Source organism: Devosia naphthalenivorans, assembly GCF_003056355.1.
In the GTDB taxonomy this organism is placed as follows: Bacteria; Pseudomonadota; Alphaproteobacteria; order Rhizobiales; family Devosiaceae; genus Devosia; species Devosia naphthalenivorans.
In genome coordinates this window covers 1-25,975 of sequence record NZ_PYVW01000019.1, presented here as the reverse complement: position 1 = coordinate 25,975, position 25,975 = coordinate 1, and the positions used below count along the sequence as shown (strand labels likewise).

The 25,975-nt window shown below is 62.6% G+C and carries 29 protein-coding genes; 10 read left to right on the top strand and 19 right to left on the bottom strand.

Annotated features, from left to right (window positions below):
- Positions 1–19: 19 nt before the first annotated feature.
- The 5 genes from atpA to C8264_RS18970 all read right to left on the bottom strand — a co-directional run bounded on the left by atpA (position 20) and on the right by C8264_RS18970 (position 5,098).
- Positions 20–1,555 carry a F0F1 ATP synthase subunit alpha gene (atpA, locus tag C8264_RS18990; protein WP_108462566.1) on the bottom strand — a complete coding sequence of 512 codons (1,536 nt, stop codon included), beginning with the start codon at positions 1,553–1,555 and terminating at the stop codon, positions 20–22.
- Positions 1,555–2,115, bottom strand: coding sequence for a F0F1 ATP synthase subunit delta (locus C8264_RS18985; RefSeq protein ID WP_108462565.1), 561 nt, complete (start codon positions 2,113–2,115; stop codon positions 1,555–1,557). The genes atpA and C8264_RS18985 overlap by 1 nt, the downstream gene beginning before the upstream one ends.
- 211 nt (positions 2,116–2,326) lie before the next feature.
- The gene (locus C8264_RS18980) at positions 2,327–2,611 is read right to left on the bottom strand and encodes a BrnA antitoxin family protein (RefSeq protein WP_108462564.1); all 285 of its coding nucleotides are present in this window, start codon (positions 2,609–2,611) and stop codon (positions 2,327–2,329) included.
- Entirely contained in the window at positions 2,595–2,867 is a 273-nt protein-coding gene (locus C8264_RS18975) for a BrnT family toxin (RefSeq protein WP_108462563.1), read from the bottom strand. Before C8264_RS18975 ends, C8264_RS18980 begins: the two co-directional genes overlap by 17 nt.
- Positions 2,868–2,929: 62 nt before the next feature.
- Positions 2,930–5,098, bottom strand: coding sequence for a primosomal protein N' (locus C8264_RS18970; RefSeq protein ID WP_108462562.1), 2,169 nt, complete (start codon positions 5,096–5,098; stop codon positions 2,930–2,932).
- A 125-nt stretch (positions 5,099–5,223) separates the two neighbouring features.
- On the opposite strand from C8264_RS18970, the gene C8264_RS18965 reads away from it, so the two are divergent.
- The 4 genes from C8264_RS18965 to C8264_RS18950 all read left to right on the top strand — a co-directional run bounded on the left by C8264_RS18965 (position 5,224) and on the right by C8264_RS18950 (position 8,478).
- Positions 5,224–5,415: a hypothetical protein gene (locus tag C8264_RS18965; RefSeq protein WP_108462561.1), complete on the top strand. Its 192-nt coding sequence runs from the start codon at positions 5,224–5,226 to the stop codon at positions 5,413–5,415.
- 43 nt (positions 5,416–5,458) lie between these two features.
- Positions 5,459–6,388, top strand: coding sequence for a tyrosine recombinase XerC (locus C8264_RS18960; protein ID WP_108462560.1), 930 nt, complete (start codon positions 5,459–5,461; stop codon positions 6,386–6,388).
- Positions 6,389–6,531: 143 nt separating this feature from the next.
- Positions 6,532–7,473 carry a DMT family transporter gene (locus C8264_RS18955; protein ID WP_108462559.1) on the top strand — a complete coding sequence of 314 codons (942 nt, stop codon included), beginning with the start codon at positions 6,532–6,534 and terminating at the stop codon, positions 7,471–7,473.
- A 72-nt stretch (positions 7,474–7,545) separates the two neighbouring features.
- Complete coding sequence (locus C8264_RS18950; protein WP_108462558.1) at positions 7,546–8,478, top strand: hypothetical protein; 933 nt, start codon at positions 7,546–7,548, stop codon at positions 8,476–8,478.
- Between the two features lie 203 nt (positions 8,479–8,681).
- Here the strand turns inward: C8264_RS18950 and C8264_RS18945 are convergent, their stop codons facing one another.
- The 5 genes from C8264_RS18945 to sdhC form a co-directional block, all read right to left on the bottom strand.
- Positions 8,682–9,464: a succinate dehydrogenase iron-sulfur subunit gene (locus tag C8264_RS18945; protein WP_108462557.1), complete on the bottom strand. Its 783-nt coding sequence runs from the start codon at positions 9,462–9,464 to the stop codon at positions 8,682–8,684.
- 151 nt (positions 9,465–9,615) lie between these two features.
- Positions 9,616–9,906 (bottom strand): hypothetical protein, encoded by a 291-nt coding sequence (locus C8264_RS18940; RefSeq protein ID WP_108462556.1) that lies wholly within the window; start codon positions 9,904–9,906, stop codon positions 9,616–9,618.
- On the bottom strand, positions 9,906–11,717 hold the full coding sequence (gene sdhA / locus C8264_RS18935) for a succinate dehydrogenase flavoprotein subunit (RefSeq protein ID WP_108462555.1): 1,812 nt from the start codon (positions 11,715–11,717) through the stop codon (positions 9,906–9,908). Before sdhA ends, C8264_RS18940 begins: the two co-directional genes overlap by 1 nt.
- Positions 11,718–11,723: 6 nt before the next feature.
- Positions 11,724–12,116, bottom strand: a complete 393-nt coding sequence (sdhD, locus tag C8264_RS18930) for a succinate dehydrogenase, hydrophobic membrane anchor protein (protein WP_108462554.1) — start codon at positions 12,114–12,116, stop codon at positions 11,724–11,726.
- The gene (sdhC, locus tag C8264_RS18925) at positions 12,116–12,502 is read right to left on the bottom strand and encodes a succinate dehydrogenase, cytochrome b556 subunit (protein ID WP_108462553.1); all 387 of its coding nucleotides are present in this window, start codon (positions 12,500–12,502) and stop codon (positions 12,116–12,118) included. Before sdhC ends, sdhD begins: the two co-directional genes overlap by 1 nt.
- A gap of 240 nt (positions 12,503–12,742) precedes the next feature.
- Here sdhC and C8264_RS18920 point away from each other — a divergent pair, with 240 nt between their 5' ends.
- A complete protein-coding gene (locus C8264_RS18920) occupies positions 12,743–13,330 on the top strand; it encodes an NUDIX domain-containing protein (RefSeq protein WP_108462552.1) in 588 nt (195 codons plus the stop codon).
- A gap of 171 nt (positions 13,331–13,501) precedes the next feature.
- Here C8264_RS18920 and C8264_RS18915 read toward each other — a convergent pair whose 3' ends face one another.
- Entirely contained in the window at positions 13,502–13,708 is a 207-nt protein-coding gene (locus C8264_RS18915) for a DUF1737 domain-containing protein (RefSeq protein ID WP_108462623.1), read from the bottom strand.
- 73 nt (positions 13,709–13,781) lie between these two features.
- Here C8264_RS18915 and C8264_RS18910 point away from each other — a divergent pair, with 73 nt between their 5' ends.
- Positions 13,782–14,423: a carbonic anhydrase gene (locus C8264_RS18910; protein WP_108462551.1), complete on the top strand. Its 642-nt coding sequence runs from the start codon at positions 13,782–13,784 to the stop codon at positions 14,421–14,423.
- Positions 14,424–14,591: 168 nt separating this feature from the next.
- On the top strand, positions 14,592–14,921 hold the full coding sequence (locus C8264_RS18905) for an EF-hand domain-containing protein (RefSeq protein WP_108462550.1): 330 nt from the start codon (positions 14,592–14,594) through the stop codon (positions 14,919–14,921).
- A gap of 37 nt (positions 14,922–14,958) precedes the next feature.
- Here C8264_RS18905 and C8264_RS18900 read toward each other — a convergent pair whose 3' ends face one another.
- Both C8264_RS18900 and C8264_RS18895 read right to left on the bottom strand, forming a co-directional pair.
- Complete coding sequence (locus C8264_RS18900; protein ID WP_108462549.1) at positions 14,959–15,831, bottom strand: EamA family transporter; 873 nt, start codon at positions 15,829–15,831, stop codon at positions 14,959–14,961.
- A 166-nt stretch (positions 15,832–15,997) separates the two neighbouring features.
- Positions 15,998–17,038 carry an aspartate-semialdehyde dehydrogenase gene (locus C8264_RS18895; protein ID WP_108462548.1) on the bottom strand — a complete coding sequence of 347 codons (1,041 nt, stop codon included), beginning with the start codon at positions 17,036–17,038 and terminating at the stop codon, positions 15,998–16,000.
- 449 nt (positions 17,039–17,487) lie between these two features.
- On the opposite strand from C8264_RS18895, the gene C8264_RS18890 reads away from it, so the two are divergent.
- Positions 17,488–18,678 carry a BaiN/RdsA family NAD(P)/FAD-dependent oxidoreductase gene (locus C8264_RS18890; RefSeq protein ID WP_108462547.1) on the top strand — a complete coding sequence of 397 codons (1,191 nt, stop codon included), beginning with the start codon at positions 17,488–17,490 and terminating at the stop codon, positions 18,676–18,678.
- Between the two features lie 190 nt (positions 18,679–18,868).
- Here C8264_RS18890 and C8264_RS18885 read toward each other — a convergent pair whose 3' ends face one another.
- From C8264_RS18885 to C8264_RS18875, 3 genes are all read right to left on the bottom strand, one after another.
- Complete coding sequence (locus C8264_RS18885) at positions 18,869–19,228, bottom strand: glyoxalase superfamily protein (protein WP_108462546.1); 360 nt, start codon at positions 19,226–19,228, stop codon at positions 18,869–18,871.
- Positions 19,229–19,230: 2 nt separating this feature from the next.
- Entirely contained in the window at positions 19,231–19,788 is a 558-nt protein-coding gene (locus C8264_RS18880) for a hypothetical protein (protein WP_108462545.1), read from the bottom strand.
- 322 nt (positions 19,789–20,110) lie between these two features.
- Positions 20,111–20,707 carry an acyloxyacyl hydrolase gene (locus tag C8264_RS18875; protein WP_162783769.1) on the bottom strand — a complete coding sequence of 199 codons (597 nt, stop codon included), beginning with the start codon at positions 20,705–20,707 and terminating at the stop codon, positions 20,111–20,113.
- A gap of 192 nt (positions 20,708–20,899) precedes the next feature.
- Between C8264_RS18875 and C8264_RS18870 the strand changes: the two genes are divergently transcribed.
- Positions 20,900–21,907, top strand: a complete 1,008-nt coding sequence (locus tag C8264_RS18870; RefSeq protein WP_108462543.1) for an LLM class flavin-dependent oxidoreductase — start codon at positions 20,900–20,902, stop codon at positions 21,905–21,907.
- A gap of 59 nt (positions 21,908–21,966) precedes the next feature.
- Complete coding sequence (locus C8264_RS18865; protein WP_108462542.1) at positions 21,967–23,172, top strand: GGDEF domain-containing protein; 1,206 nt, start codon at positions 21,967–21,969, stop codon at positions 23,170–23,172.
- Between the two features lie 4 nt (positions 23,173–23,176).
- On the opposite strand, the gene C8264_RS18860 is transcribed toward C8264_RS18865, so the two are convergent.
- From C8264_RS18860 to C8264_RS18850, 3 genes are all read right to left on the bottom strand, one after another.
- Positions 23,177–23,467, bottom strand: a complete 291-nt coding sequence (locus C8264_RS18860) for a hypothetical protein (protein ID WP_205245732.1) — start codon at positions 23,465–23,467, stop codon at positions 23,177–23,179.
- A gap of 88 nt (positions 23,468–23,555) precedes the next feature.
- Positions 23,556–24,371, bottom strand: coding sequence for a COG3904 family protein (locus C8264_RS18855; RefSeq protein ID WP_245893387.1), 816 nt, complete (start codon positions 24,369–24,371; stop codon positions 23,556–23,558).
- On the bottom strand, positions 24,368–25,708 hold the full coding sequence (locus C8264_RS18850) for a hypothetical protein (protein ID WP_108462540.1): 1,341 nt from the start codon (positions 25,706–25,708) through the stop codon (positions 24,368–24,370). The genes C8264_RS18855 and C8264_RS18850 overlap by 4 nt, the downstream gene beginning before the upstream one ends.
- Between the last annotated feature and the right edge of the window lie 267 nt (positions 25,709–25,975).

Genomic DNA, 25,975 nt, shown 5'->3' with positions numbered 1-25,975 from the left:
GCCCAAAGTCTCCTCGGCCTTAGGCCGCGTAGGTCTTCTTGACGTCGTCCAGGGCCGACTTGAGCTTGGCGCGCGTATCGTCGCTGAGCTGCTTTTCGGTGGCGATGGTGGAGAGAATACCGCTGTACTTGCCACGCATGGCCGACAGCACCGTCCGCTCGAAGTCCGCAACCTTGTTGACCGGCAGCGAGTCCAGATACCCATTGGCGCCGGCAAAGATCACCGCAACCTGCTCTTCCGTCTTGAGCGGAGAGAACTGGGGCTGCTTCAGCAGCTCGGTCAGGCGCGCACCACGGTTGAGCAGGCGCTGGGTCGAGGCGTCGAGGTCCGAACCGAACTGCGCGAAGGCGGCCATTTCGCGGTACTGCGACAACTCACCCTTGAGCGAGCCGGCAACCTGCTTCATCGCCTTGATCTGGGCCGAACCACCCACGCGGGAAACCGATAGGCCGACGTTCACGGCCGGGCGGATACCCTGGAAGAACAAATTCGTCTCGAGGAAGATCTGGCCGTCGGTGATCGAAATCACGTTGGTCGGAATATAGGCCGACACGTCGTTGGCCTGGGTCTCGATAACGGGCAGTGCGGTGAGTGAGCCAAGACCGTGATCTTCGTTCAGCTTTGCAGCGCGTTCCAGCAGGCGGCTATGGAGATAGAACACGTCGCCGGGATAGGCTTCACGGCCTGGGGGACGACGCAGCAGCAGCGACATCTGGCGGTAGGCGACGGCCTGCTTGGTCAGATCGTCATAGGCGATAACGGCATGCTGGCCATTGTCGCGGAACCACTCGCCGATCGCGCAACCGGTGAAGGGCGCGATGTACTGGAGCGGAGCCGGATCGGAGGCCGTTGCAGCGATAATGATGGAGTAGGGCAGCGCGCCCGATTCTTCGAGTTGGCGCACGAACTGCGCCACGGTCGAACGCTTCTGGCCGATGGCGACATAGATGCAGTAGAGGCGGTCGGTGTCCGACGCGCCGGCATCATGGGCGGGCTTCTGGTTCAGGAAGGTGTCGAGAATGATGGCGGACTTGCCGGTCTGGCGGTCGCCAATGATCAGCTCGCGCTGGCCGCGGCCGATCGGGATCAGCGCGTCGATGGCCTTGAGGCCGGTCGACATGGGCTCGTGCACGGACTTGCGCGGCAGGATGCCCGGTGCCTTGACGTCGACGCGGCGGCGTTCGGTGTGCTCGATCGGACCCTTGCCATCGATTGGGTTACCCAGGCCATCAACCACGCGGCCGAGCAGGCCCTTGCCGACGGGGGTGTCCACGATGGAGCCGGTGCGTTTGACGACATCGCCTTCCTTGATGGAGCGGTCGTTGCCGAAGATCACGACGCCGACATTGTCGGTTTCGAGGTTGAGCGCCATGCCCTTGATGCCGCCCGGGAACTCGACGAGCTCACCGGCCTGCACGTTGTCGAGGCCATAAACGCGGGCAATACCGTCACCGACGGAAAGCACCTGGCCAACTTCGGAAACCTGGGCTTCCTGGCCGAAATTCTTGATCTGGTCCTTGAGGATCGCAGAAATTTCCGCGGCTTTGATGTCCATTATCCGACCTCTTTCATGGCGATCTTCATCGCAGCGAGTTTTGTCTTGAGTGAGCTATCGATCATCTGCGATCCGACCTTCACCTGAAGGCCCCCGATCAACGATGGGTCGACAAATTGATTGAGCGTCACGGTCTTGCCGATCTTGGCCTTGAGCGTTTCGCTGAGGGAAGTGACCTGCTCGCCGGTCAGTGGCGCGGCAGAGGTCACGTCGGCCGTGATTTCCCCGCGCGCCTTGGCGGCGAGTTCGCGGAAGCCGGCGATGATGGCATCGAGTGCAAAAAGGCGGCCGTTCTTGGCCACGAGACGCAGGAAATTGGCAACCAGCGGATTGGTGCTGGACTTGGCAAGCACGGAATCGAGCGCCTGCGCCTTGTCGTCTGCGGTGATGACGGGGGATCGCAGGAAGCGCGCGAAATCTGCGCTTTCCCCGATCAGGCGGGAAACATCGGAGAGCGATGTTTCAACCGATGCCAACTGGTTCTCGCTCTGGGCGAGATCGAACAGTGCCGACGCATATGGCCGGGCGATCTGGGTAAGCACTGAATTCTGCGCTGCCAATGCCGCTACACCCTCTTATTTGCCTGCCTGCTGTACCGCTGTCTTTCGCTGGCGAAAAACGGCCGGTTGCCGACGCTTGTTCTTGTGTTGAAAAAGGGAGCGTTCCACGACCCCTTCAAAGTCGGGCCCGCTCTAGCACAAGGCTTGCGCGGCTTGCAAGGCTCGCCCGTGATATTCAAGGCTTGCGAAAGTGTCGCAGGGTGACGCCGGCTCAGGCGCTCTTCTTTTCGCGCCTGAGGCTTTCGGCCAGCACGGCATTCATCCGCGTCTGCCAGCCAGGCCCCTGCGCCTTGAAACCGGCAACGACTTCAGGGTCGAGCCGGATGCTCACCGACACCTTGGGAGTCTCGGATTTTGGGCGACCCGGAACCGGCATTCCGCGCTCGGCAAAGAACTGATGGCCGGGAATGGAGCGGCGGACGGCTTCCTCGGTCAGCTCGGGATTTTCTTCATCGGGAACGCCATAGATTCGTTCATCATCATTCTCGTTTGCCATAGCGGGAATACTCCTTTCTGTTGAACGGCCGGATGCTGATCACCCGGATCGCAGCCCCCCGACGGGTGAAAACGATCGAGTATCCTGCGCCGTCGGCTGCATGACCGCGCGCCAAATAGCGCTCCTCGCCATAATCCATACGGTCATCGCGCACGACGATCGCACCATACCAATCAAACTCATGCGCCAACTCAAAGCTAACGCCATGCTTTGCCAGATTGCTGGCGTTCTTCGCCTCGTCCCACTCGAATTCCATTCTGCCCCCTCAACATAGTCCCGCCCTCCCTTCGAGTCAATTTTTGTATATACAAAAACCCTTCACATGAAGCTCATCGGATCGATATCGACCTGCACGCGCAGATTGCCCGTCGTCTTCTCCGCCGAACCCAGCCAGAAACGGACATAACCCGACAGGTCGAAATCCTTGCCCGATTGCGCTAACAGCCGAACACGATACCGGCCGCGCACCATGGCTACGGGCGCGTCGGCCGGTCCGAACAGGCGCACGCCATCGGCCATGGGCGCGGCAGACAGGAGTTTCTTGGCATAGGCCATCGCCACTTCATGCTCATTGGCTGAAACGATCAGCGCCGCCAGCCGGCCAAACGGGGGCAACCCGCCCGCCTCCCGCGCGGTCAGTTCATGGGCGTAAAACGCCTCGCGATCCCCGCTGACCATAGCCTTCATCACCGGATGATCGGGATGATAGGTCTGCAGGAACGCCTTGCCCGAGCGGGACGCCCGCCCGGCCCGGCCCGCCACCTGGGTCAGAATCTGGAACGTCTTTTCCGCCGCGCGCGGATCGCCATGAGCAAGCCCCAGATCGGCATCGAGCACCCCCACCACCGTGAGCTTTTCGAAATGGTGCCCCTTGCTGACCAGTTGCGTGCCGATGATCAGATCGAACTCGCCCCGCTCGATCTCCGCAAAACGCTCGCGCAACTGCTTGTTGCTGCCCAAGTCGGAGGACAGAATAACCCGCCGCGCGTCGGGAAAGCGGATCGCCGCCTCCTCGGCCACCCGCTCGATTCCCGGGCCCACTGCCGTCAGGTTTTCCGCATCGCCGCACTTAGCGCAAACATTGGGCGTGCGCACCTCATGCCCGCAATGGTGGCACATCAGCACGCCCCGGAAGCGATGCTCCACCATCCAGGCCGAACAATCCGGGCATTGATACTGATGCCCGCAGGAGCGGCACAGCGTCAGCGGCGCATAACCCCGTCGGTTGAGAAACAGCAGCGCCTGTTCGCCCCGGTCCAGCGCGCCGAACACCTCGCGCGCCAGTTGCGGAGCAATCCATTCGCCCTTTTCCGGCCCGTCCATGCGCATGTCGATGGCCGTGATGTCAGGCATCGCCGCCTCGGCAAAGCGCGAGGTCAACAGCACATGGCTGTAGCGCCCCACATTGGCATTGTTGCGTGTCTCCACCGACGGCGTTGCCGAAGACAGAATCACCCGCGCATTGGCCAGATGGGCCCGCACCACGGCCATGTCGCGGGCATGATAGGTTATGCCATCGGCCTGCTTGTAGGCGCCGTCATGCTCTTCATCGAGCACCAGCATGCCCAGTTCGCGAAACGGCAGGAACAGCGCCGAACGCGCGCCCACCACGGCCCGCACCGTGCCGTCCAGCACCCCGCGCCACACCTTGGCCCGCTGCGCCGGCGTCATGTCCGAATGCCATTCGGCGGGCCTCGTGCCAAAGCGCTTGGTGAAGCGGGAAATGAACGTGTTGGTGAGGGCAATCTCGGGCAAAAGGATTAGGGCCTGCCGCCCCGCTCGCAGCGTGTCGGCCACGGCCTCGAAAAACACTTCGGTCTTGCCACCGCCCGTCACACCATCGAGCAAGGCCACGCCAAACCGATGCGGATCAAGCGCCAGGATGCGCCCAAGCGCCTCGCTTTGCGCTGGCGAAAGGGTAGCAATGGCACTGTCCGGATCAGGCGGCAGAGCGATTGGCGGCGCGGCGATCTCAATCCGTTCCAGCGCCCCAGCCCGCTCCAGCCCTTCGATCACCGATGCCGAAACCCCGGTCACCCCGACCAGTTCGGCCTTGGGCCATGGCCTGTCGTCCATCAGCGCATCCAGTACCCTGAGCCGCGCCGGTGTCAGCTTTTCCGGCTCGTGCCCCGTCCGGCGAAAGGCCACGATGGGCTTGGGTGTGTCCAGCGCCTCGGTCGAGCGCAACACGGCGCGTAGCACCTGCCCCGGCGCCGAAAGCGTATAGCGCGCCACCCATTCCACCAGCTTCAGTAATTCTTCGCTGAGCGGCGGCACTTCATAGGCATAGGAAATATCGCGCAGCCGGTTATGCGCCACCATGTCCTTGGGCGGCCCCCAGACCACGCCCTGGATCAGCCGGGGCCCCAGCGGCACCGCAACGATCGAGCCCCGCGTGACCGCCATTCCTGCGGGCACGCGGTAGCTATAGGGGCCCTCCACGGCCACCCCCACCATCACCGCAACGATATCTGGACGTATCTCCATTTGTGCCCGTTCTGTTCGCATCCAACAGATAGGAAGCGCAAGTGATTTTGCCAAAGCGGTTTTATGCTGACAGCCTCTGTCAGCAGATTTCGTCCATGCTTTGTTCTCAAGCATAGGAGGACGAAATGGCCGCAATCGCCGATAGTGCAACCTCTCGGAACGACATCGTAGAAATTGCCGAACGGGCCAGCCTTTACGCGGTGCTGCTCTCCGCTCTCGCTCACCAGCGCCGCTTCCAGCCGCTGCCCCGCTCGCTTTACGAAGATCTCAATATCCTACCCAGCGAGCGGCCCGACTGGACCTCCCGATTTCGCTAAAGCAAGATACCTTTTCCTAACGCAGCCGCACTAGCCTTGCCGCATGGTCGATTCCGCCTTTGCCACCGACGAGTTCATCCGCAACCAGATCGGCGCCTGGCAGCGCGAACTGCTTTCCGTGCGGCGCCTGGCCGACAAAACGCTCGAAGCCTATAGCCGCGATCTCGATCAGTTCCTGCAGTTCCTGGCTGGCCACACCGGCGGACCGGTCACCCTCGGCACGCTTAGGGAACTCCGTGGCGGCGACATTCGCGCTTTTATGGCCCAGCGGCGCAACGAATCGCTGGGCTCGCGCTCGCTGGCCCGGGTCCTATCGGCCCTCAAGAGCTTCTTCCGCTTCATGGAGCGCGAAGGCGTCGTCGCGACCGAAGCCCTCAACGTCATCCGCACGCCCAAGCTGCCCAAATCCCTGCCTAAGGCGCTGACCGTTCCAGAAGCGCGCGGCGCGATTTCGACCACGGCAGAAATGGAAGAACGCCCCTGGGTCGCTGCCCGCGACATGGCCGTGCTCTCGCTCTGCTACGGCGCGGGCCTGCGCATTTCCGAAGCCCTGGCATTGACCCAGGCCGATCTCGAAAGCGCCGTGATCCGCGTCACCGGCAAGGGCGGCAAGGTGCGGATGGTGCCGCTCATCCCAGCCGTGCGCAAATCCATCGATCTCTATCTTGAGCTCTGCCCCTTCGAGCTGGCATCGGAAGAACCACTGTTCCGTGGCGTACAGGGCGGCGTTCTCTCCCCGCGCCTGATCCAGCTGCGCGTAGCCCAATTGCGCGGCGCGCTGGGCCTGCCCCCCTCCGCCACCCCCCACGCGCTACGCCATTCCTTCGCCACCCACCTGCTCAGCGCCGGCGGCGACCTGCGCGCCATTCAGGAACTGCTCGGCCACGCCAGCCTCTCCACCACCCAGATCTACACCGCCGTCGACACCGGCCGCCTCCTCGACAGCTACCGCAAGGCCCACCCCCGCGGCTGAGGCGGACCGACGCCAACCACACCCGCAGTAGGCCTCATGGTGAGCCCGTCGAACCACGAGGTCGTGGCACCTGAGCCACCACCGAACGAATCTCGCGCCTTTGGGCTTGCCCGTTTCCCTTCCGGCGCTCACCACTGCACCCCATGAGCTTATCCACCACCTCCCGGACCAGCGGCGATCCCGTCGGCTACGCCTTTGCCATCGGCGGCGCGGTGCTGTTTTCGTCCAAGGCGATCTTCATCAAGCTGGCCTATGCCCAAGGCGCTTCCACCGAAACCCTGCTGGCGCTCCGCATGCTCGTGGCGTTGCCGGTTTACCTCGTGATTCTCGTCGCGCTCCTCACCCGCAACCCGTCCTCACGCACCCTGCTCAAGCCCGCGCTGCTGCTGCCGGCAATGGCGGTGGGTCTCCTGGGCTATTACATCTCGAGCTATCTCGATTTCGCCGCGCTCAACTTCATCTCCGCCCAGTATGGCCGGCTGGTGCTGTTCACCTACCCCTTCTTCGTGGTGCTGTTCGGCGCCCTGTTTTTCGGCGTGCCGTTCTCCTGGCGCATCCTGCCCGGCATGCTGCTCGCTTACGCCGGCATCGTGCTGATCTTTGGCTGGAGCTTCCTCGCCGAACCCGATGGCCTTCTCATCGGCACCTGCTTGGTGCTGACGGCGGCCATCACCTTCGCCTTCTATCAACTCCTCGCCAAGGGCCAGATGCGCCAGCTCGGCACGGCTCTTTTCACATGCATCGCCATGTCCACCGCCGCAATCGTGGCGATCAGCCAAAGCCTAGTGCTAAGCGGCCCCGGCGCCTTGCTCAGCCTACCCAGCGAAGTCTGGCTCTATGGCCTGTGCCTCGGCATCTTCGCCACCGTCCTGCCCTCCTTCATGATGAACGCCGCGATCACCCGCATTGGCCCGCGCGCCAATTCCTCCACCGCCGCCTTCGGCCCGCTCCTCACCATCGCCTTTGCCGTGGTCGTGCTTAACGAGCCCTTCACCATCTTCCATGTTTTGGGCACGGCCCTGGTGATTGGCGGCTCGGTGTTGTTCACGCGGGCGGAGCGACAGATTCGCGCTTCCGGAGGATGATGTCTGTCAGCTGCCGCAAAGGCGCTTTAATCTACCGCCACACAGCCAAGGCATGGGTAAGGGGACAAAACGATGAATGCACTGACGAGGCTTATGAGCGGCGCCGCGATCGCGCTGGTGCTGGGCGCCTTGCCCGCCTACGCCGACAAGATCTCCGCCAGCGGCAAGAACCCGCCGCTCACGACGACCGAACAGACCCCGCCGCCATCCTCCACCGCCGGCATCGACTTCGGCGATGATTCGGGCGATTGGACCAATGACGGCGAATGCGATGACCCCCGCTTTACCGGCACCGGTTCGGCCGCAGAACTGCTCGAGGCCGATATCCGCAAGGATGCCACCGACTGCCGCACGGCATTCGAAGCCGGCACCGTCACCCTCAAGGACACCGGCGACACCCCGTCCACCACAGACATCGACTTCGGCGACGATTCGGGCGACTGGGCCAACGACGACGAATGCGACGACCCCCGCTTCCGCGGCACCGGCTCGGCCGAAGAACTGGTCGATGCCGACCTTCTCAAGGACGCGACCGATTGCAAGGCGGCCTTCGAAGCCGGCACCGTCACACTCAACTCCGACTACCAGCCGCAAGCCGTCACTCTCGTCGCCTTCGACTACGGCGCCGATTGGAGCAAATGGGCCAATGACAACGAATGCGATGACCTGCGCTTCGAAGGCACGGGCGTCGACAAGAAGCTGCTGATCGACGATCTCAACGGCGACGCCACCGATTGCCGCGCCGCCGTCGAAGCCGGCACCGCCACGATCCGCAAGGTCTATTCCCCCGAATACGCCGCCGGCGCGCCCTATGACAGCTCAGCCATCGATTTCGGCGACAACACCTCCGACTACGCCGACGATCAATCCTGCGACGACCCCCGCTTCGAAGGCCCCGGCGCCGCCTCAGTCCTCCTCGATAGCGACCTCAAACGCGACAGCGCCGACTGCAAGGCGGCCTATGAAGCGGGAACGATCATGTTGATCGAAAACGCCGAAAGCTAAGGAATTCCGAACACCCACTATCGATCAACACCCACCGCCGCTTCCCTCGGGCTCGACCCGAGGGCCACCCTCAACGCGGCACCGGCGACGAGAGACCCCGGATCAAGTCCGGAGGAAGCAACAGTGGATGGGATATACTCGGGTCAAACGTGACTCTGAGGGCCGGTCACCTCTCCCTCATAGGAGAGGTACGACCGTGCCCCCTACGCCGCCTTACGTTCCACCATCATCTTCTTGATCTCGGCAATCGCCTTGGCCGGGTTCAGCCCCTTGGGGCAGACCTTGGCGCAGTTCATGATCGTATGGCAGCGATAAAGCTTGAACGGATCTTCAAGATTGTCCAGCCGCTCGCTAGTCGTCTCGTCGCGCGAATCGATCAGCCAGCGATAAGCCTGCAACAGCGCAGCCGGCCCCAGATACCGCTCCCCATTCCACCAATAGGACGGGCACGAAGTCGAGCAGCACGCACACAGGATACATTCATACAGCCCATCGAGCTTGGCGCGCTGGGGAACAGTCTGCGTCCATTCCTTGGTCGGCGTTGGCGACGTGGTCTTGAGCCACGGCTCGATTGCCCGGTGCTGCGCATAAAACGTCGTCAGATCCGGCACCAGATCCTTGACCACTGGCATATGCGGCAGCGGATAGATCTTGATGGGACCGCTCGAGTCATCCATCCCCTTGGTGCAGGCCAGGGTGTTGAGCCCGTTGATGTTCATCGAACACGAGCCGCAAATGCCCTCGCGGCATGAGCGGCGCAGGGTCAGCGTCGGATCGACATTGTTCTTGATCCAGAGCAGGCCATCCAGAATCATCGGCCCGCACTGGTCCAGATCCACCCAATAGGTGTCGATACGCGGATTGGCGTTCTCATCGGGATTATAACGATAGATGTGATACTCGCGCAGCCGGTTCGCGCCGGCAGGCTTTGGCCAGGTCTTGCCCTTGGTGGGGCGATCGGCCTTGGGGAGCATCAGTTCGACCATAAGACTATTCCTTTGCCATGCCGTTCGTCTGGCACTGAATTCTTCTCTTGCGCGGTGTCATTCCGGCGCAGGCCGGAATCCATCTTGAGATTTCAGGATGGACCCCGGCCTACGCCGGGGTGACATCGTTGGTGTGGGTAGACCCGCACCATCAATAGTTCGGCTTGCAGATCTGGTTCGATTTGGCGACGTAGGCATTATACGCCCGGTACTCGCCCTCGGCCGGATTGCGCGTGCCCTTCATGGCCGCGATCACCGTGTCCATGAAGGGCCCGTCGATCAGCGTCATCGCGGCATCCGCCTTGCAGGTGCACAAGGTTTCGTCCTGCGCGATGCCCATGCAGACACGGGCGAACTCCGCCTTCTGCTCGGCCGTCGGCGCCGCGGCGAAAGCCGAACTCGTAGCCAGCATCAGCGGCAATGCAACCAGCAGCGCGCGCATCAGTAAACGCGCGCCTTGGGTGCGATCTTTTTGAGATCGATGCCGCCTTCGCTTTCGGGCGTCAGCGGGTCCACATGCACCGGACGATAGCCCAACGTCACCGCACCGCTCGCCGTATCGATCCAGCTCAGCGTATGCTTGCGCCAGGTCTCGTCGTCGCGGCTCGGATAATCCTCGTGGGCATGGGCGCCGCGCGATTCCTCCCGTGCTTCGGCCGAAACCACCGTCACCATCGCGTTGGCCATGAGGTTTTCCAGCTCCAGCGTTTCCACCAGATCCGAGTTCCAGATCAGCGAGCGATCGCTGACGCGCACATCGGCGAGCCGCGAATAGATCTCGCTCATGCCGGCAACGCCGTTCTGTAGCGACTCCGAGGTGCGGAACACCGCCGCATCGGACTGCATGGTGCGCTGCATCTCGTCACGCAGCTTGGCCGTGGGCTGCGAGCCCGAGGCATTGCGCAGGCGATCGAAGCGCGCCAGGATCTTGTCGTCCTGCGCCTTGTTGATGGATGGGATCGGGGCTGCCTTGTCGATAACGTGCCCGGCCCGGATGGCCGCCGCACGGCCAAACACCACAAGATCGGTCAGCGAGTTCGAACCCAGCCGGTTCGCGCCATGCACCGAGGCACACGCCGCTTCGCCCACAGCCATCAGGCCGGGGACCACGCGGTCCGGATTGTCCGGCGTCGGGGAAAGCACTTCGCCATGATAATTGGCGGGAATGCCGCCCATATTATAGTGCACCGTGGGCAGCACCGGGATCGGCTCGCGCGTCAGGTCGACACCGGCAAAGATTTTGGCGCTCTCGGTAATCCCCGGCAGGCGCTCATGCAGCACTTTTGGGTCAAGGTGATCGAGGTGGAGGTGGATATGGTCCTTGTTGGGACCGACGCCACGCCCTTCACGGATTTCCAGTGTCATACACCGGCTCACGACGTCGCGTGATGCCAGATCCTTGGCGTTAGGAGCATAGCGCTCCATGAAGCGCTCGCCTTCCGAATTGGTGAGATACCCGCCCTCGCCGCGTGCGCCTTCGGTAATCAGCACGCCCGCGCCATAAATGCCCGTGGGGTGGAACTGCACGAATTCCATGTCCTGCAGTGGCAGCCCCGCGCGCGCCACCATGCCATTGCCGTCGCCGGTGCAGGTATGGGCCGAAGTTGCCGAGAAATAGGCGCGGCCATAGCCGCCGGTCGCCAGCACCACGAGCTTGGCGCGGAAGCGGTGCAGCGTTCCGTCATCCAGCTTCCAGGCGATCACGCCCTGGCATTCGCCATTCTCGCCCATGATCAGGTCGAGCGCGAAATATTCGATAAAGAACTGTGCGTCGTTGCGTAGGCTCTGGCCGTAAAGCGTGTGCAGCATGGCGTGGCCGGTGCGGTCGGCCGCGGCGCAAGTGCGCTGCACCGGCGGGCCCTCGCCGAATTCCGTCATGTGCCCGCCAAACGGGCGCTGGTAGATCTTGCCCTCGGGGGTGCGCGAAAACGGCACGCCATAATGTTCGAGCTCATAAATCGCGGCCGGCGCTTCGCGCGCCAGATATTCCATAGCGTCGTTGTCGCCCAGCCAGTCCGAACCCTTGACGGTGTCGTACATGTGCCACTGCCACGAATCCGGCCCCATGTTCTGGAGCGAAGCCGCGATGCCGCCCTGTGCCGCAACCGTATGGGAGCGGGTCGGGAACACCTTGGTTATGCAGGCGGTGTTGAACCCCTGCTCGGCCATGCCCAGCGTAGCGCGAAGCCCCGCGCCACCGGCGCCAACCACCACGACGTCGAATTCGTGGTCGATCAGTTCATATTGCGCCATTGTTCGCTAACCCCAGAACACGAGCTTGAGAATGGCGCCGATGCCGGCAACCGCGATGATGAGGCAGAACAGGGTGTTCAGCATCATGTAGAGCCGATAGGTGCGGCCGTGAAAATAATCTTCGAGGATGTCTCGCATGCCGTTGCGCATGTGGATCGTTACGATCCCCAGCAGCAGAGCAAGCGGCAGTCCGATCCAGGCACTACCAATGGTTTCCACCATGTCGCCACGATCTTCCCCGGCCAGCCGCACCACCACGAACAGCAGCAACAGCAGGAAGGCGATATTGCTGACGCCCGTCAGGCGCTGCGTGATGAAGTGACGCGTGGAAGCCTTGGCGTCGCCATAGTGCGAGCGCGGATCGGCGATCGTCTTTTGGGTGATGATTTGTTCGCGCATTAGCCTACCCACACGAAAATGGTCCAGATCAGCAGGGTCAGCACGACCGAAGCGATCACATTTGCCCAGGCCAGCATTTCGCGCTGCCCCGCTTCCATGCCTAGGATGAAGTCCCACACATAATGGCGGATACCACCCAGCATGTGATGCGTGAGGCTCCAGGTATAGCCGAACAGCACCAGCTGCCCGAACCAGCTGCCGAACAGTCCGTTGACCGCGTCGAGCGGCTCGGGCCCCCATGCCGCAGCAACGAGCCAGAGCACCAGCAGCGCCGAGCCCGCGTAATTGGCGATACCGGTCGCGCGGTGCACGATGGACATCGTCATGGTGATGGTCCAGCGGTAAACCTGGAGATGGGGCGATAAGGGGCGGGATCTAACCGTCATGAAGCCTCGCTGGCGTGCGGAAAACCCGCCTGCAGTTTGGAATGGTTCGAGACTTCTAGCGTCCAAGTGTTACGAAATCAAAGCCCCAGATGCATGTTGGGACGCTACTTTTGGCGATAGTCGCACTTTGTTCGTATAACGCACAGACTGTGCGGGCTTCGCAGATTTGGTCCGTACCGGCGGAACTTGGCATCGCCCCCATCTCGCGCCATAGCTAAAGGCAAGCCACAGGAGCACCAATTGTCCGGTTCGATCACCATCAACAGCGTCACCAAGCTCGCCCACAATTGGGGCCGGTTCGATGATTACCAGATCACGCATTCAAAGCGCGACGGCACGCTCCAGACGGTGCAGCGCGAAGTCTACGACCACGGCAGCGCCGCAGCCGTGCTCCTTTACGCGCCCGAAGCCGGCACAGTGATCCTCACCCGCCAGTTCCGCCTGCCGCCCCATCTCAATGGCGATCCCGCCTGGCTGATCGAGGCCCCCGCCGGCATGCTCGACGGCGAAGCCCCCGCCATCGCCGCCCACCGCGAGGCGGTCGAAGAAACCGGCTACGAGCCCACCGATCTCGTATTCCTCTTCGAAACCTATGCCAGCCCCGGCTCCCTCACCGAAAAATGCGCCTGCTTCCTCGGCCGCTATACGCCTGGCCAACAGATCAGCGAAGGCGGCGGCCTCGCCAGCGAAGGCGAGGATATCGAAGTCTTCGAACTCGGCTTCGAGCAAGCCATGGAGATGATCGCCGAAGGCGGCATCGTCGACGCCAAAACCATCCTGATGCTGCAAGCCCTGGCTTTGCGCCTCGCCAAGGGCGAAATCAGCTAATCAGCCAGCCCCAATGACCCACCACCCAGCCCGGCTACCTCCCCAACCACCGCGCTTCCCTCGGACTTGATCCGAGGGCCACTCGTCGCATGTGCCGGACTGAGAGTGACCCCGCGGATCAAGCCCGCGGGAAGCCACCACGGCTAAACTTCGAGCGAAACGCCCTCACCCTCAAAAATCCACCAGCTTCTTGTCCGGATCATAAGGCTGGTCCGCCGCAATCCGCGTCACCGCCTGCCCCACCTTCATCTTCTTGTTGTGCCCGTCATAAGCGTAGCTCGGCGTGCCATAGAGCTGCCAGCCCTCGCTCAACGCCTTGGTAACCCGATGACAGAACGCGGCGTCGTCCTCGCCGGTCAGGAAACGATAAATCAGCATGCATGCCCCCGATGCGCGGGCATTCAGCAACGCCCGATTGATCTGAAACGCTCTTAGCGCTAATTCAGACCGCATGCACCGATTTCCTCCCGATCTGCTTAAGGGCCACGCCAACTTCATGGCAGGCCGCTACGTTCGTGAAAAAGACCGCTATCGCGAGCTTGCCGCGGTAGGCCAAAGCCCCACCACCATGATCATCGCCTGCTGCGACAGCCGCGCCGCGCCCGAATTGATCTTCGACGCTGCACCCGGCGAATTGTTCGTCCTGCGCAACGTCGCCAATCTGGTACCGACCTACCAGCCTGACGGCGGCCAGCACGGCACCTCGGCCGGCATCGAGTTTGCCGTCAAGGCACTCGAAATCGCCAATATCGTCATCATGGGCCATGGCCGTTGCGGCGGCATCAAGGCGGCGCTCGCGCCCGACCAGAGCCCGCTCGACGATGGCGATTTCATCGGCAAGTGGATGAGCATGCTGGGCGGCCTGCCCGAGCAGGTCGGCCAGAACGAGCTGATGACCGCCACCGAACGCCAGACGGCGCTGGAACGAATCTCCATCCGCAATTCCATCCAGAACCTGCGTACTTTCCCCTATGTCGCCGCGCTCGAAGCCGAGGGAAAGCTGGCTGTTCACGGTGCCTGGTTCGACATTTCGACCGGCGAACTCTGGATCATGGACGCCGAAACCGGCGATTTCAGGCGGCCCGAACTTTAAGGCCCTGCCCCCAAATGGCCCGACATTGATCCCCCGCGGGTCGAATTTTGGGCCGCTCCCCGACATATTTCACGATCATGTTACTGACCACGGGCTGCAGGAGAGCGGCCCGTCGGAGGCCGGCTAACCGGTCGCCGCTTTTCTCCCCAACATTGGAGCACACCTCCCATGAAGAAGATCATCCTGTCGTCCGCCATCGTCCTGTCCCTGGCTGGCACCGCCATCGCCCAGACCCCGACCACCTTTGCCGATGTGGACGTCGACACCAGCGGCGAGCTTAGCCTCACCGAACTGCAGACCGTTTGGCCGGACATGACAGATGCCGAATTCGGGCCTGCCGACACCGACGCCAGCGGCGGACTGACCGTGGACGAGCTCAATGCCCTCCAGGCTGCCGCCGCCCCAGCCGCTCCCGCACCGGCGGCCGATCCTGCAGCGCCCGCAGTTCCGGCTGACCCTGCGGCTCCAGCCGCAGATCCGGCAGCCCTGCCGCAATAATTCGAACCACGGGCCGCCCTTCGGGGCGGCCTTTTCATCAGGCCCGGGCAAACGCCACCAGGCGTGGTCCAAAGACGTTGAGCAGCAACCCCAGAAAAATCAGCAGGCTCCCCAGGATTTCCAGCGTACTCACCACTTCTCCCAGCAACAGTGCCGCGGCGGCAAAGCCCACCACCGGCACCAGCAGCGAAAATGGCGCCACCATGCTCGCCGGATACCGCCCAAGCAGGATCGCCCAGCTGCCATAGCCGACCAGCGTCGATCCATAGGCAATGAACAGCACCGAGCCGATGGCGCCCGCCGAGATGAACGGCAGCCCCAGCATCGCCTCCGGCCCCTCGAACACCAGCGACAGCAGCAGCATCGGCACCGGCGGCACCAGCGCGCCCCACACCACGAAGCCCAACATGTCCACCTTGCCCGCGCGCTTGGTGACGATATTGGAAAGCCCCCAGAACAGCGCCGCCGCCAGCGTCATCACCAGCGGCACCATCACCGCGCCGCCAACCCGCTCTGCCCCGATCGCCCCGAGCCCGATCAGCGCCAGCGCGGCGCCGCCCAATTGCAGCATGGTCGGACGCTCACCCAGAAACAGGATCGCCAACGCCATGGTGAAAAACACCTGCATCTGCATCACGAGGCTGGCTAAACCGGCCGGCATGCCCAGCTCGATCGCGGTAAACAGCAAGCTGAACTGCAGCACGCCCACCGTGACGCCATAGGCAATCAGGATCGGCCAGCCCACCTGTGGCCGCTTGATGAAGAACACCGCCGGAAAGGCGCAACCCAGATAGCGCAGTGCCGTCAACAGAAAGGGCGGAATCTCATCGACGCCCCATTTGATGGCGACAAAATTGAGCCCCCAGATCAGAACGACGCCAAGGGCCAGAGCTATGTCGCGAGGGGGCATTTCATTTATCCAGCGGCTGGGGTCGATAGCACCCAGGGCACGATGTCAGCAAGTCTGCAGCTTCATTCCCAGCCGCGACGTCATTCCCGCGACGGCGGGAATCTCACTTCACTTCAGCGCATTAGTGGGATTCCCGCCTTCGCGGGAATGACGTCGTAGCTACCAGTTACGCCGCCAACCGCGCCTTCAGCCCGCGCGCAATCAGCTCTTCCGCGATCTGGATGGTATTGAGCGCCGCGCCCTTGCGCAGATTGTCCGAAACAACCCACATGGCCAGCCCATTCTCCACCGTATTGTCCTCGCGGATGCGCGACACGAACGTATCGTATTCGCCCACCGTTTCCACCGGCGTCGCGTAGCCACCCGGCTCGCGCTTGTCGAGCACCGAGATCCCCGGCGCCTCGCGCAGGATATCGCGCGCCTCATCGGCGGTGATGGGATTCTCGAACTCGATATTGACCGCTTCCGAATGGCCCACGAACACCGGCACGCGCACCGCCGTGCAGGTCACCTTGATCTTGGGATCGAGGATCTTCTTGGTTTCGGCCAGCACCTTCCACTCTTCCTTGGTGTAGCCGTCTTCCATGAACACATCGATGTGCGGGATGACGTTGAAGGCGATCTGCTTGGGGAACTTGCCGGGCGTCGCGCTATCATTGACGAAGATGCCCTTGGTCTGGTTCCACAATTCGTCGATGCCTTCCTTGCCGGCACCGGACACGGACTGGTAGGTGGACACGACAACGCGGTTGATCTTGGCAAAGTCATGCAGGGGCTTGAGCGCCACCACCAACTGCGCCGTGGAGCAATTGGGGTTGGCGATGATATTGCTGCGCTTCGGGTCAGCCAGCCAGCGGTCGAGCACATGCCCGTTCACTTCCGGCACGATCAGCGGAATATCGGAATTATAGCGCCAATAGCTGGAGTTATCGATGACGATGCAGCCCGAGGCCGCGATGCGCGGCGCCAGATCCTTGGATATCGCCGAGCCAGCCGACATGATGGCGAAGTCGACGCCCTTGAAGTCGAAATCATCAAGGTTCTTGCACTTGAGGATCTTGTCGCCAAAGGAGATTTCGCGCCCCGTCGACTTGGACGAGGCCAGCGCGATGACTTCATCGGCGGGGAACTTGCGCTCCGCCAGGATATTGAGAACTTCACGGCCCACATTGCCCGTGGCACCTACGACAGCGACGCGATAACCCATTTTTCTTGGAACTCCAGTCCCGTAACCTTGCCGCCCCGCGCGGTTCAACACCGCGGCCATCTGGTTTCGCGCCTCTCCCCGTCGGGGAGTTGACCCGGGGAAAGACGTCAGGCGGTTTTGGTGGTTTTGGTCATGAGCGCAGCAACGCCCCCCGCCGACCGGCAGGTGGTTGCGAATTCCGCGATTTGCGTGGCGCTGCGCATCGATTGACTGCTTAGCTGAGAAAAGCAGGCGAAGTCATACTCTCAAATAGGAATTAGTCAACGCCCTGCTTTTGGCGTCACAGACGTCTCCCCGACCTCGATCTGTCCCCTCGCCCCTCCGGGGAGAGGGCTAGGGTGAGGGGTGAAGCCCCTCAACAACCCACCACCCCTCAACGACCACCCGCCACCCTTGCACCCCACCCCCCAACCCCTATAACTGCCGCAAACCAACAAGGACGAAGAACCATGATCCACTACGACGTCGTGGTGCTCGGCGCCGGTGCTGCCGGAATGATGGCGGCCATAGAAGCCGGCAAGCGCGGCCGCTCCGTCCTTGTGGTCGATCACGCCAAATTCGCCGGCGAAAAAATCCGCATCTCCGGCGGTGGCCGCTGCAACTTCACCAATATTCACGCCACCATCGACAAGGGCCGCGACCGCTTCCTCAGCGAAAACCCGCGCTTTGCCCTCTCAGCACTCAGCCGCTACACGCCCGAAATGTTCATCGCCATGGTCCAGCGCCACGGCATCAGTTTTCACGAGAAAACCCTGGGCCAGCTGTTCTGTGACGGCCCCGCCACCCAGATCAACACCATGCTCCTGGGCGAAATGCGCCAGGCCGGCGTCACCCTGGTGCTGGAAACCTCCGTCGAACAGGTGAGCAAGGAAGAGACCGGCTTCGCGCTGCAGCTCTCCACCAGCTCGGTCACCTGCGACAGTCTCGTCGTCGCCACTGGCGGCAAATCCATTCCCAAGATGGGCGCTTCGAGCCTTGGCTATCAACTCGCCGCGCAATTCGGCCTCCGCCTCACCGAAACCCGCCCCGCTTTGGTGCCACTGACCTTCGAGACCGGCGCCCTGGAACGGCTCAAGGAACTTTCCGGCATCGCCACCGACGCCATCGTGCGCCACGGCAAGACCGCGTTCGAGGAAGCCCTGCTCTTCACCCATCGCGGCCTCTCCGGCCCCGCCATCCTGCAGATTTCGTCTTATTGGCGCGAAGGCGACGCCATCAGCGTTGATCTGCTGCCCAATCAGGACGCCGCCGAAACCCTGCGCGCGGCGCGCAAGGCCAATCCCAAGGTGCAGGTCCAGACCGTGCTCGGCTCCGTCCTGCCCAAAAAACTCGCCCAGCTGCTGGGCGAAGAATTGAATCTTCCCGGCATGATCGGCGACTTCTCAGACAAGAAGCTCGCCGTGGTTGAGGCCATCCTCAAGAATTGGACGCTAAAGCCCGTCGGTTCCGAGGGCTACCGCACCGCCGAGGTCACCCTGGGCGGCGTCGACACCCGCGACCTCGACGCCAAGACCATGGCCGCCCGCGCCGTCCCCGGCCTCTTCTTCATCGGCGAAGTCGTCGACGTCACCGGCTGGCTCGGCGGCTACAATTTCCAATGGGCCTGGTCCTCCGGCTGGGCGGCGGGTCAAGCGGCTTAGCCACCACCTTCAGCGCCTCGCTTCCTCGAGGGGCGCATTCCGGCACTTACCGGCTTCCCAGTTGTCACCGCGTCATTCCCGCGCGTTGTGGATGAAATTGACAAGAGACGATGAGCTCCTGAGGGGGAGGGGCCAAGGGTGGGGCGGCGGTGATTGTGCCCTCCACCACCTCCATGCCGACAACGAGAAACTAACCCTCGTAAAACGTAATCCGGTTCCCCGCCCCATCGATCACGGTCATCTCCAGCCCACCCCAAGGCGGCGTTTCCAATCCCGGTCGGTTATTCTTGTACCGCTTGTCCGACAGTTCCGTGTGAAACGCCCGCAGACCGGACGTCTTGACCCGCACATGGCTTCCGGGCGTCGCATCCCCATGATGCTCGGACAGGTGCAACACGAGACCATGCCGGCTGAACTGCTGATAAAACGGCATGTCGGGACCGAAGCGATGCTCCCAATCGAGCGCAAATCCCAGCCAGTCCCGATAGAATTCCTGCGTCTTTTCTTGATCGAAACTGCGCAGGATCGGAACAACTGTGCTGAACGCCATGGTTAAAACCGCCACCCCAACCGGACACCCAGATTGGTGCTCGCGCGCTCCGGCGTCCCGCAGGCCCCGAAGTCCGGCAAATGTTCCAGCGTTGCGATCAATGACGCACCTGCCGGCAGGTTAAGCCCCACGCTCCCCGCCGCCCGCAACCCGATCGCACACCCAAAACTGCGCGACGGATCATCTTCCGGCGCCGAGAACAGGCTCGTATGCGCCACCCCGCCCAGGCTGGCCTCAACGAACACCGGCAGGATCGGCGCCTGCAGCGTCCAGCTCAATCCCGCATAGCCATAGGACGGCTCGTCGCCAAAACTGACCGTCGCGCCCACATGCGGCCGCAACTCGCCGATCACCGACCAGGCATTGAGATCGGGCGTCGCAAACAGCAATTCGACATTGGCGTGGCTGATCCGCTCGGAACTGAACAGCTCCGCCCCATCATCGATACCACCGGCCATTACCCCGCCGCGAATTTCCGGCAGGAAATTGAACTGCGCCTGCGCCGGCACAATGCCCAGCCCCAACGCCATCACCACCAATGCCCAGAATCGTGCGACCATGAACCCGCTCCTCTTGGGGAGCATCGGACCGCCTCAAGCCACAATCAGCAAGATTTACCTAAAATTGTCGATAACAGCCCGTTAAGCCAAGGCGAGCCACGCCGAAGAAGAGCACATCCCCCTTGAGGGAGGAGTGTTACTCAAGACACTTGCCATTGGCACAAGGCAGTCGAGAACGCCGCGCTGCCCTCGGGCTTGACCCGAGAGCCATTGGGGGAGCCCTTGCCCGAAGCGATTATGTCTGCGGGACCTGACCCTCGGGTCAAGCCCGAGGGAAGCCCGGTGCGCCGCTACCCGCTGCGCGAAAAACTCCTGCTGCGCCCTAGAACTTCCAACCAACCCGCACGCCGAGGTTCGACAAGCCCTGATTGTTGTCGCACCACTCATTATTCGACGTGTGCTCATAGGTCAGCGTCGCCGTCATCTGCTCGCTGATATTGGCCCCAACGCCGAACCGCTCGTAGAAATTGATGCGGCAGCCGAAATTGTGCCGGCTCGCGGTATCGGGCGATCCATCCAGATAGCCATTGTGGATGGCGGCGCCGAACGTGCCTTCCAGGTAAAACGGCGTGTCGAACACAGGCAATTGCCAGGTCAGGCCCAGATGCGCCAAGCTATCCTCGCCATCGAGATTAATCGTGACGCCCAGATCGGGCCGCGGCGCGCCGATCCAGCGGAACACATCCAGGTCGGGCGACGTGAACAGCACGTCGAAGCTGAGATCCTCGATCTCGCCCAGATCCCACTGACCGGGCCGGGGCAGCGCCGTATAGTCAACGTCATGCGCATGAATGCCGATGCGGACTTCATCGACGATGTCGGCAAACGGCTCCGGCGTCGTCAGGCTTTGCGCTGCGGCAGGCACCGCAGTCAGGGCCAGAATACCAAGAGCAAGATGGGCAACACGCAACAGCGACAACGGCAATCCTCCGCACGGATGTGCCGATACTAAAAGCCGGACTCTTACGATCAAGTCAATGCGCCGGGGCCTTGCAGCACCCCATCGGCCACCCGATGTGACGAAGAGGCCACGCCCTTTTGCGCTTGGGCCTCGCTTTTATCGTAATTCGACGATAGAAGACCCCAACATCCCACCACCAGAGTTTTCCCCATGGCCGCTCCCTTCGCACTCTCCCTGCAGGACCTCGCCCCCATTGCCGAAGGCACCTCAACGCCACAAGCGATGGCCGAAACCGTCCGGCTCGCCGAGGCCGCCGATGCGCTGGGCTATACGCGCCTCTGGTATGCCGAGCACCACGGCATGCCCTCCATCGCCTCGTCCGTCCCCGAAATCCTGATCGGCAGCGCCGCCGCCCATACGCAAAACCTGCGCGTCGGCTCGGGTGGCGTCATGCTGCTCAACCACGCGCCCCTGCGCATTGCCGAGGCCTATCGCACGCTCGAAGCGCTCCACCCCGGCCGCATCGATCTCGGACTGGGCCGCGCCCCCGGCGGCGACGGCTACGCCATGCGCGCCCTTCGTAGCGGCGGTGGCGAGGAATTTTCCAACTATCTGGCCGAACTGATGGCCTTCGACGATGACAGCTTCCCGCCAGAACATCCGTTCTCCCGCGTGCCCGTTTCTCCCGGCGGCATCCAGCTGCCGCCCAAATGGCTGCTGGGCTCATCCGGCAACAGCGCCCAGGCCGCCGGCCAGCTGGGCTTTGGCTATGCCTTCGCCGCCCATTTCAGCCACACTCCGGCAGCCCCCGCCTTCGCCGCCTATCGCGAGGCCTTCCAGCCCTCCGAATATTTCCCCGAACCGCGCACCATTCTGTGCCTCTCGGTGATCTGCGCGCCAACCGATGAGGAAGCCGAATTCCTCGGCATTTCCCAAGCCGTGAACTGGGCCCGCTTCGTTTCCGGTGAACAGCGCCAGCTGACCTCGCCCGAAAAAGCCATGGAACACCAGCTGACGCCCCAGCAGCAGCAGATCATCGAGCATCAATCGAGCCTCTGGCTGATCGGCAGCCCCGAACGCATGGCCGAAACGATCAGCGAAAAGGCTGCCGCCTGCAATGCCGACGAGGTGATGATCACCACCACCATCCACAGCTACGAACTGCGCCGGCGCTCCTACGAACTCCTTGCCAAGACCTTGGGCATTTTGCCGCGCTGAGTCGCTTCCGGCGTTAACCTGCCGTTTCGCCGGATCGGCTAGCATCGGCGCATTATCGCTTGTCCGAGTCCCTCACTGTGAGCGCTGCTGGCTTCGTTCTCGCCATCAATATCTTCGTCGCGGGGCTGTTTACCGCAGCCTTCGGCACGGTGGCCTGGCGCAACCGCAGCGCCATCGGCGCGCGCTGGCTGGCCATCGCCTATTCGATCGGCATGGCCAATGCCGCCCTGGAATTCATCCTGCCCACCATGCAGGACCCCGCGCTGCTCAACCTGACCGTCTTTACGGTGGCGCTCAGCGCCTTTCTGGTCTCCGTCATCGGCCTTGCCCGCCACTACGGCACCCCGGTGCTCTGGAATGCGCTGGCCCTGCTTGCGATCGCCTCGGTCGGGCTCAATGCCGCGCTGATGGACCAGGCCTCCAGCGCCTCGTTCTGGCGCGCCATGGCCTACCAGCTCCCTTATTTCGCCGCCCATGTCCTGGGCGCCCTCACCGTCTGGCGCTCGCATCGCCGCCAGCCGCTTGATCTCACCCTGCTGGTATTCCTGCTGGTGAGCGGTCTGCAATTCGTCGCCAAGCCGTTCCTCGCCCTAAGCATGGGCGATCCCGGCACGGCGGATTACCTGCACAGCCTTTATGGCGCCTATTCGCAAACGCTGACCGCATTTCTGCTCATCGCCACTGGCGTGCTGATGCTGCTGATCATCGTGCGCGACGAGATGGCCGCCATCACCCTGCGCTCCGAGACCGACAAGCTATCCGGCCTCTGGAACCGGCGCGGCTTCGAGAACCACACCGAACGCGCCCTGGTGCTCGCCCGCAAGGCTAGCCTGCCCAGCGCGCTCGTCGTGGCCGATCTCGACCATTTCAAGCACATCAATGATACGCTGGGCCACGCCTGGGGTGACACGGTGATCACCGCCTTTGCACGCCTGCTGACGGATAATGCCGAACCACGCATGGTTGTCGCCCGCCAGGGCGGCGAAGAGTTCGCCGTTCTCCTGCCCGGTGCAAATCTCGCCACTGCCCGGCTTTATGCCGAAGGCGTGCGCGTGGCTTTTTCAGGGATTGGCCCGCAATTGGGCATAAGCGCGCTCAGCGCCAGTTTCGGGGTGGTGCAATTGCTCCCCCATGACGATCTGTCCGACACATTGCGCCGGGCAGATCAGGCGCTCTATGAGGCGAAGAAATCGGGCCGCAACCGCGTTATCGTCGCCGATCCAATGCTTGTCACCAGCAATCCCGAACAACTGACGGGCTCCTGAAGCCCTAATTCGCCTCGCGGCGCTCCACCAATTCAAAATCGTCCGCCGCCGGATCGACCTTGAGTGCCAATTGCTGGCGGTCGAGTTCGGCCAGCCAGGCCGTCCACGAACATGGGCTCATCCCATCGTCGAGGCTTTCATGGGGCACATTGCGGGCCCTCTGAAAACTCAGCTTGAGCTGGGATCGCTCTTCGCCGAACCGGTTGCGCACGCGCGCAATAGCCGGAATTCCGCGCCGGTCGCTCACCCAGTTCTGAATATCGCGGTGGCGCGTCAAAGTATGCATTCGACTCATTCTTGGCCTCCCTCCAATCGCTACTTTTTTCGTAGCCTGTAACCATGTTGAACGGCCCCGATCCTCCACCGGTTCCATCCATCAGCATTCAATCTACGGCAAATTCCGTGACGAGCTTAAGACCCTCCATTTCCTCCGCATTGAAATAGTAAAGCTGGTCCGGCGGCGTCTGTAGCGCATGCAGCCACAGCGCCGGATCGACGCCCGAAGCCGTCAGGTGCGCGATGATCTCCGCCGTGGTGGTTTGCGCGTCGGCCATGGCCGTCCCCGCGACCCGCAACGCGCTTTGCGGGTCCGCGCTGAGCGCTGCCGCATAGATCTGGTGTACGCCGATTGCCGCATCCCTGCTGGCGATGCGGCTCTGGCCGGAGGCAAATACGATGGGGCAGGACGAAGCACAAAGCGAGCCCGCAGCGACCTTGGTGGCAAGGCCCTTTTCATGGATCAAGCGGCCAATGGCCAGTGCATCCACTACCGATCCTCCTGGCGAATCGAGAACCACAGTCTGCACATATTCGCCCCGCGCCTCAATCTCGTCAGCAAAGCGCTCTCCCGACCCGGGATCGATCGTCCCGGTCAGGTTCAGCGCGCCCCCCGCGCCCAGCGCAATCTCTAGCGGGTCATCCAGGATATCGGGACTGGTGGTAATCTGCGGCATTGGCCCCTGCGCCGGATTATCAATCGCCGGCGGCAGGATAGGCTGCATGGGCATGGCCAGCGCCGCACCCTCATTGGCGGTCAGTTCGCGATAATCGACATACAGCACCGAGGCAGTCCCCAGCAGCAGGCCGAAGAATGCTACCCGCAAAATGGACCCATCCTCAAGCCCCGCCAGCCAGGCAATGGCGCCCCGGTAGAATGGGCCCTCATGCGTCACTGTCCGGGCATTGGCCGAAGTCTTCATGCGGGGCGCGGCCCGTCGGTGCGCTTGCGCTGCGCTGCATCGATTGGCGTCACCGTCGCATCCTCCGGCTCAGCTTCCGCGACGGCAGGAATCTCATCCGGCTCCGGCTCCGCCTGTGGCCGGGGCTGCCCCGTTGCAACATCGATCCCCGCGGCCTCCATCTTGCGATAAAGCGCCATGGCCCGCAGCATTTCCGCCGCCGTGATGTTCTCGGCTTCCTCCAGCGATTCCGACTCCCGCCGCATCGCGTCGTTGACGATCATCAGCACCAGCACCAGAACCACCGGCAACAGGTCGATGGAGATGGCGCCGGCCCAGCTGGGGATGAAATCCTGCCAATAGCGCAACACCGCCTCCGCGCTCGACAACGGCACGAAGCGGCGCTGCTCCACCGCCGGGGTTGCGAGGATTTCATCTGCCGCCGCGCTCAGGGCCGACGATTGCGCGGCGACCGAAGCCCGCACTGTGTCCATCACCTGGTTCTGCCGAATGGCCAGGTCTCCTACCTGCCCATCGGCAACGGGCGCGATGAACCCGGCCGAGAGGTCGGCAGCGGCCCGGCTGACCGATGCTGCTACGCCTGTTTGCTGCAACGCAGCGATTACGGCGGTCAATTGCACAGCTTCGGCCTGGAAACTGTCAGCCCGCGGCGCGATGGCGCCGGGCGTTGAGACCAGCTCACGCATGGTTGCAAGCCGCGCCGAACCCTGTTCGAACAATCCAGCCACTTCCTCGCGGCTGCCGGTAATAGTCGCGGCAAGCCGGTTCATCTGCGCACCCATCTGGGTCAGCAACTGCACGACACTGCCTGAGCCGGTTGTTCCCGTCAGGGCACCCGATTCCCGCTCATCGGCCGCAAGCCCCGAAAACCGCTCGGCGGCCCGCTCCACATCCGGCAGCAGCGATTGCGCCGCCAAGGCATTGGCATGGGCATTATCGAGGTCTTCGGCATAGCCCTGCAGCGTCACAGCCATGTGCTGCTCGGTCGCCGCCGAACCGGCCAGCGCCGCGGCATTGAGCCAGGAGCTCATGGCCATGATCATGCAGCAGCCGATCGCCATGGTGACGAACAGCCCGATGCGCTGCACCCCCGAAGTCACCAGCGGCACGAAGCGCAGCATGAAACTCCAGAACGCATAGATCGCAACAGAAACGGCGGCCGAATAGATGATGGCGGCAAAGAACACGAAGCTCGCCGAGCCATCGAGGATGCCGCGCACCCCCAGATAAGTATAAACCCCCGACGCCAGCGCAAGCACGGCAAGGGCAAAGCGCGTCATCGTCTCGACGCCCTTTACGGTTTCGTTGAGACGATAAGCATTCGGCTTGAGCTGCATGTGCGACGGGCCCCCGATATTAAGCGGAGGTTAACATAGCCATTCCGGCGGAACGGTGGCAGCAAAGATCAGGGTTAATGACGAGAGCGTGAGGGGAGAGTTCACTTCCAGCACTCACCTATCACCGCGTCATTCCCGCGAAAGCGGGAAGGTGGACTCACGTTTGAAGTGCAACACGGTTAGAGAAACTGGAGAAGACCTCATTTGGGGTTTGGAAGTCGAGACATTTTCGCGGGGTGTTGTTGTAGAGGGCGACAATGGTTTGCA

Bases quoted from the DNA above. Each gene is read 5' to 3' on its own strand.
- C8264_RS18945 (WP_108462557.1), bottom strand. From the start codon at position 9,464: ATGGTCGAACTGATGCTCCCCAAGGCCGATCGCCCCACCAAGGGCAAG.
- C8264_RS18870 (WP_108462543.1), top strand. From the start codon at position 20,900: ATGGCCGCTCCCTTCGCACTCTCCCTGCAGGACCTCGCCCCCATTGCC.
- C8264_RS18915 (WP_108462623.1), bottom strand. From the start codon at position 13,708: ATGCTGATTTATCGTTTCCTGACCGGCGAGGACGACGCCGCGTTCTGT.
- atpA (WP_108462566.1), bottom strand. From the start codon at position 1,555: ATGGACATCAAAGCCGCGGAAATTTCTGCGATCCTCAAGGACCAGATC.
- sdhA (WP_108462555.1), bottom strand. From the start codon at position 11,717: ATGGCGCAATATGAACTGATCGACCACGAATTCGACGTCGTGGTGGTT.
- C8264_RS18970 (WP_108462562.1), bottom strand. From the start codon at position 5,098: ATGGAGATACGTCCAGATATCGTTGCGGTGATGGTGGGGGTGGCCGTG.
- C8264_RS18895 (WP_108462548.1), bottom strand. From the start codon at position 17,038: ATGGGTTATCGCGTCGCTGTCGTAGGTGCCACGGGCAATGTGGGCCGT.
- C8264_RS18950 (WP_108462558.1), top strand. From the start codon at position 7,546: ATGAATGCACTGACGAGGCTTATGAGCGGCGCCGCGATCGCGCTGGTG.
- C8264_RS18880 (WP_108462545.1), bottom strand. From the start codon at position 19,788: ATGGTCGCACGATTCTGGGCATTGGTGGTGATGGCGTTGGGGCTGGGC.
- C8264_RS18900 (WP_108462549.1), bottom strand. From the start codon at position 15,831: ATGCCCCCTCGCGACATAGCTCTGGCCCTTGGCGTCGTTCTGATCTGG.
- C8264_RS18975 (WP_108462563.1), bottom strand. From the start codon at position 2,867: ATGGAATTCGAGTGGGACGAGGCGAAGAACGCCAGCAATCTGGCAAAG.
- C8264_RS18940 (WP_108462556.1), bottom strand. From the start codon at position 9,906: ATGCGCGCGCTGCTGGTTGCATTGCCGCTGATGCTGGCTACGAGTTCG.
- C8264_RS18850 (WP_108462540.1), bottom strand. From the start codon at position 25,708: ATGCAGCTCAAGCCGAATGCTTATCGTCTCAACGAAACCGTAAAGGGC.
- sdhC (WP_108462553.1), bottom strand. From the start codon at position 12,502: ATGACGGTTAGATCCCGCCCCTTATCGCCCCATCTCCAGGTTTACCGC.
- C8264_RS18860 (WP_205245732.1), bottom strand. From the start codon at position 23,467: ATGAGTCGAATGCATACTTTGACGCGCCACCGCGATATTCAGAACTGG.
- C8264_RS18885 (WP_108462546.1), bottom strand. From the start codon at position 19,228: ATGGCGTTCAGCACAGTTGTTCCGATCCTGCGCAGTTTCGATCAAGAA.
- C8264_RS18965 (WP_108462561.1), top strand. From the start codon at position 5,224: ATGGCCGCAATCGCCGATAGTGCAACCTCTCGGAACGACATCGTAGAA.
- C8264_RS18890 (WP_108462547.1), top strand. From the start codon at position 17,488: ATGATCCACTACGACGTCGTGGTGCTCGGCGCCGGTGCTGCCGGAATG.
- C8264_RS18960 (WP_108462560.1), top strand. From the start codon at position 5,459: ATGGTCGATTCCGCCTTTGCCACCGACGAGTTCATCCGCAACCAGATC.
- C8264_RS18910 (WP_108462551.1), top strand. From the start codon at position 13,782: ATGCACCGATTTCCTCCCGATCTGCTTAAGGGCCACGCCAACTTCATG.
- C8264_RS18905 (WP_108462550.1), top strand. From the start codon at position 14,592: ATGAAGAAGATCATCCTGTCGTCCGCCATCGTCCTGTCCCTGGCTGGC.
- sdhD (WP_108462554.1), bottom strand. From the start codon at position 12,116: ATGCGCGAACAAATCATCACCCAAAAGACGATCGCCGATCCGCGCTCG.
- C8264_RS18980 (WP_108462564.1), bottom strand. From the start codon at position 2,611: ATGGCAAACGAGAATGATGATGAACGAATCTATGGCGTTCCCGATGAA.
- C8264_RS18855 (WP_245893387.1), bottom strand. From the start codon at position 24,371: ATGAAGACTTCGGCCAATGCCCGGACAGTGACGCATGAGGGCCCATTC.
- C8264_RS18955 (WP_108462559.1), top strand. From the start codon at position 6,532: ATGAGCTTATCCACCACCTCCCGGACCAGCGGCGATCCCGTCGGCTAC.